Raw genomic sequence first — 3,971 nt, 5'->3', positions numbered from 1 at the left:
ACAACATATTCACTTGCCGGTGTAGCTCAGTTGGTAGAGCAACTGACTTGTAATCAGTAGGTCGTGGGTTCGACTCCTATCGCCGGCACCATCTTTACAAACAAATAGGCATGCGGTCGTGGCGGAATTGGCAGACGCGCTAGATTCAGGTTCTAGTGGTGTAACAGCCGTGGAGGTTCGAGTCCTCTCGACCGCACCAAATGCGGAAGTGGCTCAGCGGTAGAGCATCGCCTTGCCAAGGCGAGGGTCGCGGGTTCGATTCCCGTCTTCCGCTCCATTTTTTTTTTGCGGCCTTAGCTCAGCTGGATAGAGCGTTTGACTACGAATCAAAAGGTCAGGAGTTCGAATCTCTTAGGCCGCGCCATTTTTTTTTGAAAGACGGGATGTAGCTCAGCTTGGTAGAGCACCTGGTTTGGGACCAGGGGGTCGCATGTTCAAATCGTGTCATCCCGACCATTTAATCGATTATCACAGTCTGCACTTGCGTATAAATGACGCAATGCAGGCTTTTTTGATTATCAGAATGTGTTAAAATATAGTGGAGACTACATACAGAATGTGAGGAACTTGCATATGGTACGTTTTGGTATAATCGGTTCCAATTTTATTACAGAATCATTCGTAGATGCAGCAGGTCAAGCGAATCAGGTTGAAATTACGGCTATCTACTCCCGGACAGCGGATAAGGCCCAAGCTTATGCGGATAAGCATGGCATTGCGAATACGTTCACCGATATCGAAGAGATGGCGAGCAGCGACCTGATTGACGCTATCTACATTGCAAGTCCCAATTCACTTCATGCTCAGTATGCGATTACCTTTATGAAAGCAGGCAAGCATGTACTGTGCGAGAAGCCGATTGCTTCCAATACGAAAGAACTTCGCCAGATGATTGAGACAGCTAAGCAGCATCAGGTACTGCTGATGGAAGCGATGAAGTCGACACTGGTGCCAAACTTTGAAGCGATCCAGCAAAATCTGCAAAGGATCGGGAAAGTACGCCACTACTACGCGTCCTTCTGCCAGTATTCATCCCGATATGATGCTTATAAAGAAGGCGTCGTTATGAATGCATTTCTACCGGAGTTCTCCAATGGCTCGCTGATGGATATCGGCACATACTGCATTTATCCGCTCGTTGTTCTGTTTGGCAAGCCGGACCGCATTCAGGCTAGCGCAGTTATGCTTGAATCGGGCGTGGACGGCAAAGGCAGCTTAATTCTGAGCTATGGAGAGATGGAGGCTGTATTGCAGCATTCCAAAATATCCAGCTCAAACCTGCCTGCTGAAATACAGGGTGAGGGCGGCAATATCATCATCGAACGGATTAGTCAGCCATCCAGCGTACGCTTGCAGTACCGAGATGGAAGTGAAGAGGATGTAAGCAGGCCGCAAGTGAGTAATACGATGGTCTATGAGATCCAAGCCTTTGCTGATCTCATTCATGCCGGCCAGACAGAGTCGCCAGTGAACTCCTATGCAAACTCGCTGACCGTTATGGAGATTATGGATGAGGCGCGCAGACAGATCGGTCTTGTTTTCCCAGCGGATCAATCCTAGTAAAAAACAGGCGGCTTTGCTGTCCATAATGGACAGCAGTAGCCGTCTGCTTATCTGCAACCTTATTATTGTTAAGCGGATTGTGTTTGTTCCGCTTGCTCCATCATGAATGCGGAAATTTCCTGGAATCGTTTCTGTACCGTCGCTGCCGATACTTCATACTTCTCAGCAAGCTCATTGCGGTTTTTGTTCAAGCCGTGAACTTCGCTGGCCATGAACTCAAGTGCGGCGCAGAATACGCCCATTTTCCGGAAGCTTGGGGATGTAGCGGTCGAATACGTATGCCAGACCATAATCGTCATGACGGTTTGATCAGGCGTATATTCCGCTTGCATATTTTCGGATAACTGCAGAGCCAGCTCTGCGTATTGAGGATTGCTCCAGGTCAGCTGCGAGTTGATAAAGCCAGCCAAATCCGACTGTTGGACGGAACGCGTACCGTTTGCTGCTGCTTGCTGACGATTGTCGCGAGCGGTTTGCTCGTCTTTTGCCATGCAGCACTTTTTGTACTTGATTCCGCTGCCACAGTGACATGGCTCGTTTCTACCTAGTTTAGACATAATAAAATTCGTAGCTCCTTCTAACGTTGGTCTTTTTGCATAAAAGCACATTTGTCTATCATACCACAAAATGAGCTGCATATGGGAAACGGGCGGATATTGGACAGAATAGGAATGACAGAGAGCCTGCAAGCGTAAGCTTATTTCAAAACTATAAACCTCAAGGAGTAATGACAAATGACACAATCTTATACAGCCCATCTGCCTAAATACGCGGAGCTGATTATTCGTACAGGCGCTAATGTACAGCAAGGACAAGAGGTCTTTATTACAGGAGCAGTGGAGATGGCTGATCTCATCCGTCTGGTTGCAGCAAAAGCTTATGACGCCGGTGCAGGGAATGTACATATCGAATGGACGGACGACACATTATCCCGTTTGAAATATGAAAAGGCGGCTGATGAAGTGTTTACGCAATATCCGGAGTGGGAGACGGCTAAACGGAATTCATTCGTAGAGCGCGGAGCGGTCTTCATCTCGATCGTATCGGCTAGTCCCGATCTGTTGAAAGGAATTGACTCCAAGCGGATAGCGAGCTTCCAGAAGGCTGCTGGACAAGGACTGAAGGATTTCCGCCGTGCTATGCAAGCCGATAAGGTGAGCTGGACGGTGGTGGCTGCTGCGGGCAAAGAATGGGCAGCGAAAGTATTTCCTGACGCTTCTGGAGAGGAGGCAGTGGAGCTGCTGTGGAATGCCATCTTTGATGCGGTAAGGCTGCATTCGGAGGATCCGGTAGCGGCATGGGAGAAGCATAATGAAACGCTGCATACAAAAGGAGAAGCGCTCAACAGCCGTCATTTCAAAAAGCTGCATTACACGGCTCCAGGAACCGATCTGACAATTGAGCTGGGCGACAAGCATCTGTGGGTTGCCGCAGGCAGCATCAACGCTAACAACGTACCGTTCATGGCCAATATGCCAACTGAAGAGGTATTCACTGTTCCCGTTAAGACAGGCGTTAACGGCTACGTATCGAGCACGAAGCCGCTTAGCTACGGAGGCAACATTATTGACCGCTTCAAGCTTACCTTCGAGCAAGGAAGAATTGTAAAGGCAGAGGCGGAGGAAGGACAGGAGATTTTGCAGCAGCTGGTTGATACGGACGAGGGCTCGCATTATTTGGGCGAGGTAGCGCTTGTACCTCATCATTCTCCGATTTCCCAGTCTAATATTTTGTTCTACAACACGCTGTTTGACGAGAATGCTTCCAACCATCTGGCAATCGGCAGCGGCTATGCGTTCAATATCGACGGAGGCAAAACGATGTCACCTGAAGAGCTTGAGGCAAACGGCGTAAACTCGAGCATCACGCATGTCGATTTCATGATCGGCTCCGAGGAGATGGATATCGACGGCATTCAGGAAGACGGTACAGTCGTGCCAGTCTTCCGCAATGGGAACTGGGCGATTTAGTTCCTCTGTTAGATATGAAGAAAGGAGAGCCTGGCAGGCCGATGATGACCTGCCAGGCTTTTTTTTTGCATAAAAACGAAACTACTTGGGTCATGCCATGGTAATATAAGTGAATCAATTTATACGAATCGAATACGACACAGGAGGATAACGACATGATAGCAGTAAAACGCGGCTTTCCGGGTCTGAGGCTCATGCTAATAATCGCCTTGCTCTTTGCGGTCATGCAGCCGCTGACGCCGAAGGCCAGCGCCGATTCCGTTCATCATTGGAAGCATTATACGAACGGCGTTAACTATTTGAAACAAGGCAAGACGAAGCTGGCGATCAAGGAGCTGGAGCTGGCAGTTGCCCAATCCGAGCAGGCGGGTTACTTGAGGAAGCTGGCTGAGGCGTACCAGTTAGACAATCAGTTTCAGAAAGCAGCCGATACCTACT

General features: G+C 49.0%; 3 protein-coding genes, 5 tRNA genes and 1 pseudogene. 8 read left to right on the top strand and 1 reads right to left on the bottom strand.

Annotation, left to right across the window (positions count from 1 at the left end; translation table 11 throughout):
- Positions 1 to 15: 15 nt before the first annotated feature.
- The 6 genes from TY10_RS26970 to TY10_RS26945 all read left to right on the top strand — a co-directional run bounded on the left by TY10_RS26970 (position 16) and on the right by TY10_RS26945 (position 1,560).
- Positions 16 to 91 (top strand) — tRNA-Thr (locus TY10_RS26970).
- A gap of 21 nt (positions 92 to 112) precedes the next feature.
- Positions 113 to 199: transfer RNA gene (locus TY10_RS26965), tRNA-Leu, on the top strand.
- Between the two features lie 3 nt (positions 200 to 202).
- Positions 203 to 277 (top strand) — tRNA-Gly (locus TY10_RS26960).
- 10 nt (positions 278 to 287) lie between these two features.
- A tRNA-Arg gene (locus tag TY10_RS26955) sits at positions 288 to 364 on the top strand.
- Positions 365 to 379: 15 nt separating this feature from the next.
- A tRNA-Pro gene (locus TY10_RS26950) sits at positions 380 to 456 on the top strand.
- A 117-nt stretch (positions 457 to 573) separates the two neighbouring features.
- Positions 574 to 1,560 carry a Gfo/Idh/MocA family protein gene (locus TY10_RS26945; protein WP_042170895.1) on the top strand — a complete coding sequence of 329 codons (987 nt, stop codon included), beginning with the start codon at positions 574 to 576 and terminating at the stop codon, positions 1,558 to 1,560.
- A gap of 71 nt (positions 1,561 to 1,631) precedes the next feature.
- Here the strand turns inward: TY10_RS26945 and TY10_RS26940 are convergent, their stop codons facing one another.
- Entirely contained in the window at positions 1,632 to 2,120 is a 489-nt protein-coding gene (locus tag TY10_RS26940; RefSeq protein ID WP_042170892.1) for an SEC-C metal-binding domain-containing protein, read from the bottom strand.
- Between the two features lie 177 nt (positions 2,121 to 2,297).
- Here TY10_RS26940 and TY10_RS26935 point away from each other — a divergent pair, with 177 nt between their 5' ends.
- The gene (locus tag TY10_RS26935) at positions 2,298 to 3,533 is read left to right on the top strand and encodes an aminopeptidase (RefSeq protein WP_042170890.1); all 1,236 of its coding nucleotides are present in this window, start codon (positions 2,298 to 2,300) and stop codon (positions 3,531 to 3,533) included.
- A gap of 155 nt (positions 3,534 to 3,688) precedes the next feature.
- Positions 3,689 to 3,971 (top strand): annotated as a pseudogene (locus TY10_RS26930) (hypothetical protein); the annotation flags it as partial.

Source organism: Paenibacillus gorillae (assembly GCF_000513275.1).
GTDB classification, from domain to species: Bacteria; Bacillota; Bacilli; order Paenibacillales; family Paenibacillaceae; genus Pristimantibacillus; species Pristimantibacillus gorillae.
The sequence above is the reverse complement of the archived record's forward strand: the minus strand, read 5'-3'. Positions and strand labels throughout refer to the sequence as shown.